Origin of the sequence: uncultured Mailhella sp. (assembly GCF_944324575.1) — a bacterium.
GTDB lineage: Bacteria > Desulfobacterota > Desulfovibrionia > Desulfovibrionales > Desulfovibrionaceae > Mailhella.
On the sequence record NZ_CALUWV010000134.1, the window covers coordinates 1 to 4,969 of the forward strand.

Annotated in this window: 4 protein-coding genes; 3 read left to right on the forward strand and 1 reads right to left on the reverse strand. The window is 63.0% G+C overall.

What is annotated here, in order from left to right; translation table 11 throughout:
* Window positions 1-249: 249 nt before the first annotated feature.
* Complete coding sequence (locus tag Q0J81_RS10540) at window positions 250-984, forward strand: tetratricopeptide repeat protein (protein WP_294447743.1); 735 nt, start codon at window positions 250-252, stop codon at window positions 982-984.
* A 27-nt stretch (window positions 985-1,011) separates the two neighbouring features.
* A complete protein-coding gene (locus Q0J81_RS10545) occupies window positions 1,012-2,601 on the forward strand; it encodes a sigma-54-dependent Fis family transcriptional regulator (RefSeq protein WP_294447745.1) in 1,590 nt (529 codons plus the stop codon).
* Between the two features lie 705 nt (window positions 2,602-3,306).
* Here the strand turns inward: Q0J81_RS10545 and Q0J81_RS10550 are convergent.
* Window positions 3,307-3,531: a hypothetical protein gene (locus Q0J81_RS10550; RefSeq protein WP_294447747.1), complete on the reverse strand. Its 225-nt coding sequence runs from the start codon at window positions 3,529-3,531 to the stop codon at window positions 3,307-3,309.
* 160 nt (window positions 3,532-3,691) lie between these two features.
* Here Q0J81_RS10550 and Q0J81_RS10555 point away from each other — a divergent pair, with 160 nt between their 5' ends.
* Window positions 3,692-4,450: a S24 family peptidase gene (locus Q0J81_RS10555; protein WP_294447750.1), complete on the forward strand. Its 759-nt coding sequence runs from the start codon at window positions 3,692-3,694 to the stop codon at window positions 4,448-4,450.
* Window positions 4,451-4,969: the final 519 nt, after the last annotated feature.

A 4,969-nucleotide genomic window follows, 5' to 3' on the forward strand; every position in this document is an offset into this window, starting at 1 on the left:
GCCCGAAGGCCCCGGGCGACGTCAGGAGCCCGGCCGACGGCCGCAGGCAGGCGGAATTCACTTCCGCCGTCAGGCGCGGCGGACGTCGTGCACGTCCCGCAGTCCGTAAAGTGTGTCCGGACAGTACGTTCCTTCGCATTACTATGACGTCTGCATTTGACATTTATGTCAGTCTTTACTAGCCTGCTTGCAGGCCCGGAACTGTCCGGCCTTTCCTTTTGTCCTTTTTCTCCCCCAAGGAGTTTCCGCATGGCTCAGCGTCCCACCATTCAGAAGCCTACGCCTCTTTCCCAGCCTGCCTTTCACAAAGGCGCCGATCCCGTCATGGGCGGCGTGAACATTCCCAATTTCAGCTCCGAAATGCAGGCCGAAGTCAGCCCCGAAGCCGCGCCCCTGTGGAACTTCGTGCTGAATCACGCCCGCAAGATCGCCGCCGGCGTCGTGGTCGTGGTCATCGGCATTCTTTCCGTGGCCGGCTGGCAGTGGTATCGCGAAGAACAGATCGCCGATGCCCGCATGGCGCTCGGCAGCATCATTTCCATTCAGGATCCGGCGCGCCGCGTGGCCGCGCTGGAAGGCTTCCTCAAGGATGCCCCCTCCGCCGTGCACATCGCCGCCAATCTGGAACTCGCTGCCGCCGCCATGGTTACCGACAACTGGGACAAGGCTGCCGCTGCCTACGCCTCCGTGGCCGAGCAGGACGGCGACACGCCGCTGGCCTTTGCCGCCCGCCTCAATCACGCGCAGGTGCTCATGCACAAGGGCGACTTTGCCGCCGCCCGCGACGAATTCAAGACGCTTGCCGCCTCCGCTCCCGCCGACGTGGCTCCCGTCATCCATCAGCAGACGGCGGAAGCCGCCGTGGCCGCCGGCGACAAAGCCGGAGCCATAGCCGCCTACGAAGCCGCCGTAGCCGCCCTTCCGCCTACCGATCAGGAATCCGCCGCGTTTTTCCGTTCCCGCATCGCCTCTCTCAAGAAATAACGCCGTTCCGACCGTCGGAGTGCTTTCATGCTGCATCATTCCAACAATGCCTCAAATCAGGACGTCAGCCCGTGGCTTGAGACCCTGCGTCTCATTGCCAGCGAAATGGGCCCCAAACGCCCCTTTCAGACGAGCCTGACCTCGCTGCTTCGCAAGCTTTCCGAACGTCACGGCTTTCTGCGTCCGCATCTCGTTCTGTTCGATCCCGAAACCGGCATGCTGCGCCTCAGTCTGGCCGACGCCCAGCCCAGAGCCAACCATGCCAACTACGCGCCCGGCGTGGGCGTGACGGGACAGGTGTTTGCCACCGGTCGTTCCGTCATCGTGGAAAAGCTCAAGGGCGATTCGCTGTTCCTCAGCCTGCTCTTCGAACGCTCCGATGAGGAGATGGAACGCCTGTCGTTCATTTCCGTGCCCATTCTGGCACCGGCAGGCGACGGCCCGCTTTCCGCGCGCGAGGTCATAGGCACGCTCAATGCCGACGCCGAGTTCGTCTCCCGCGAAGACCTCGAAAAGCGCCGCGTGTTCATGGAAGTGGTGGCCGCCCTCATCGCCAACGAAGCCGCCTATCTTCAGGAAGAGCTCAGCCGTCAGCGCCGTCTGCCCGGCCAGATCACCAGAGAAGCCGCCGCCCTTGAGGATGCCAACTCCTCTTCCGCGTTCATTGCGCAGTCGAAGGTCATGCGCAACATTCTCGAGCAGGCCGCCCACATCGCTCAGGGCCGCGCCCCCGTGCTTCTGTGCGGCGAACCCGGCGTGGGCAAGGAACGGCTGGCCAAGCGCATTCACGCCTTCAGCCCCAGAAGCGACATTCCGCTCGTGGTGTGCCACTGCGCCGCCCTGCCCCCGGAACGCCTGCAGATAGAACTGTGCGGCTACCAGAAAGGCGCGTTCCTCGGCGCCATGCAGACCCAGAAAGGCCTTTTTGAACAGGCCAACACCGGCACCATCTTCCTCGACGCCGTGGAAGCCCTCACTCCCGCCGCGCAGGAAAGCCTGCTTCTTCTGCTCAAGGAACACACCGTGCTGCGTCAGGGCGGAGAATCGCCCGTGCCCGTCGACGTGCGCGTCATCGCCGCCACCAGCGCCCAGCTCGACGCTCTTGTGGAACAGGGCCGCTTCTCCGGCGAGCTCTACGCCCGCCTCAACGTGTGCTCCCTGCACATTCCGCCCCTGCGCGAGCGCCGTGAAGACATCGTGCCTCTGGTGGAACATCTGCTCCTGCGCCACGCCGACTATCACACCGAAAAAATCAAGCGCATCTCCTATCCTGCGCTGGAACTGCTCACCCGCTACTTCTGGCCCGGCAACATCTCGGAGCTCACAAGCTGCCTCAAGCGCGCCGCCCAGTACTGCGAAGACGGCGTGATCCGTGCAGGCGATCTGCCCCCGTCGCTCCAGACCGCCGAAAGCACCGCCACCGAAGCCGGTCTCTCCCTCGGCGACGCCGTGACCCGCTTTGAAAAGGAACTTCTCGTCGACGCGCTCATCAAGGCCGGAGGCAACATGCTGAAAGCCGCGCGCGACCTCAAGTCCAGCTACCGCATCGTGAACTACAAGGTGAAGAAGTACGGCATAGACCCGCATCAGTTCGTCTACCGCAACAAGAACATGTAAGAGGCAGACGCTTCACCCCGTTCTCTTTCCCCATGGACGCATCATCCCGCGTTCTGCCCCAAAGCGGAACGCGGGATTTCTTTTAAGGACGGAAGGACGGAAGGAGCATGACGACAGGCCGGAGAGGGCCGCACCTGCCATGAAAAGACGGGACACGCCATGCCCCGATGCGTGCGGAAAGGCTCCAGGGACGCCTGCGACGCGCCCGTCGCCGCAAGAGAGAGCGTCGAGCCACTCCGCCTCACACAGGTTATGAAACGAAACGCCGCCCCCGCCCTCCGACGACGGCCCGGCAATGATTCTGCCCGGCGTCCGGCCCGGCCTTGCGGGAGACGACACGCCCGGATTGCAGACGTGCGGGAGAATCCCCGCCGCCGAATCCCGACCGCGTCCGGCCCCGCGCATCGCCTGAATGATCCAGGCCGTGGCATCGGCTTCCGCGTCGAATCTCCGTGCATCTCAAAGGAAAAAACACGAACCGGCAGGAACGCGAACGCCGCCATTGCCGTCTCTCGGCGCTTTCCCGCCTCCGGATTCCGCTCATCGCACAAGAAGCGCGCACGGCGCAGGCAAAAACGCAGAAAGAGAACGACTTCGGGCAACACGCGTCCGGCAGCGACGCCGAAGCTGCGCGCAGGGCGGCAGAAACAACGAAGAAGAAACGCCCGGAGTCTTCCCGTCTCCCGCCCCCCGCCGGAGCGCGTGCTACTGGAGCAGAGAAAGCATTTCCATGCGGCGCACGGCGGGCGAGCCCGCACGGCGACGGGGAGAACGGCGCACGGCAAGAGGCGTGTTTTCCAGCGCCTCGGCCTGTTCAGCCAGCGCCTCAAGATTGCTGCAGGCAAGGGCAACCAGCGCAGGGCTGAAGGTCTCGACATTCAGAGAACCCAGAAAGGAACGCACGCTGCGAATATCGTCACTCATGGCCATAGGGAAGCTCCTTGAAAAGTCTCATTGATTTTTTGTGCTGAGCACGACTCCCTTTTGCCAGTTTTATTGATTTTGTCAACTAAAAATTTATATTTTAAACTTTTTTGATTTTTTCAATTTTCAATTGACTTTTTATGTCGTTCCCTTTAAACATTGATTCATGAACAGCGCAACACCTGAAACACTCGATCGTCTCCTTCAGGGAGCCGGACTTCGGCGCGACAGCCAGCTTGCCGAGCTTCTCGGCGTGTCTCCGCAGGCCGTCAGTCAGGCCCGCCGCAAGGGGCGCATCCCCGACGGCTGGGTTCTGAAGGTGGCCGAAAAGTTCGGCCTGTCCACGGACTGGATCTTCTTCGGCCGGGAACCCCGTCAGGCCGGTGCGGGCGCTGCGGCGGAGCTTTCCCATGAGGCGCAGGCCGGAAGGGAAGAGACAATCATGAAGGAGCGTCGCGCCAGGGGCGAGAGCTTTTTCGGCGAGGTGGGCGAAGGACAGGACGCCATAGGACTGGTCATGGTGCCGCTTGTGGCGGCGCGCCTTGCCGCGGGCAAGGGCAGTCTGGAAACCGAGGGAGACGTGCTTTCCTACTTCTCCTTCCGTCAGGACTGGCTGTGCCGCAAGGGCAATCCCGACAAGATGGTGCTCATGAAGGTGTGCGGCGACAGCATGGAGCCCGACATTCGCCACGGCGACATGGTGCTCGTGGATCAGAGCAGGCGGGAAATCTACGGACACGCCATCTACGCCATGGGCATCAACGAGGAAATCTACGTCAAGCAGGTGGAAACCCTGCCCGGCGGCAGGCTCGTGCTCCGAAGCCGCAACCCGGAATATTCGCCCATCAGCGTGGATCTGCACGGCGACCTTGCCGACAGCGTGCGCGTCATCGGCCGCGTCATCTGGTGCTGCCGGGAAATCTAGGGCCGCGATCCCCCAAAAAAACGCAAAGAATCTGCGGCAGACCGTAGGCGCGCGTTCAAAAAACACGCGCCGCCCCTGCCTTGACACCGGCTGCCTCTCCCCGAAGCGTACCGGGCCGGGCAACGGCTCCGCTCGAAAAAGCGCTCCGGTCCTTCCATGACGGCTCCGGCCTTCTCCTGTTTCTGTGCTGCCCGAACGCCTTTCCCTTTCCGAATGGAGCGGGTTCGGCAGGCGTCGCCGACAATGCGACTTCCCCATCACGTCCGCTGAGGAGTCTCTGAAACTCCGGCACTCCCTCGCCTTCACTTCCCGCACCCCTGCACGGTGATGGGTGAGCGGCATTCCCTTTGCCCGCCTCTGCGCCCGTCCTCATGCGGCCCCCTCCCGCCGCTCTTCTGCGCCGCCCGCATCCTGTCCGAAACGCGCGCTCCCTCTGCTCCGGCAGGAAACTCTGACATTTCCCTCATGGCGTGCCGCTGCGTCTTCCGGCGTTCCCCCTGGGCTCCAGACCAGCATTCT

Excerpts from the sequence above, each read along its gene's own strand:
- Q0J81_RS10550 (WP_294447747.1), bottom strand. The coding sequence starts at position 3,531 with ATGGCCATGAGTGACGATATTCGCAGCGTGCGTTCCTTTCTGGGTTCT.
- Q0J81_RS10540 (WP_294447743.1), top strand. The coding sequence starts at position 250 with ATGGCTCAGCGTCCCACCATTCAGAAGCCTACGCCTCTTTCCCAGCCT.
- Q0J81_RS10545 (WP_294447745.1), top strand. The coding sequence starts at position 1,012 with ATGCTGCATCATTCCAACAATGCCTCAAATCAGGACGTCAGCCCGTGG.
- Q0J81_RS10555 (WP_294447750.1), top strand. The coding sequence starts at position 3,692 with ATGAACAGCGCAACACCTGAAACACTCGATCGTCTCCTTCAGGGAGCC.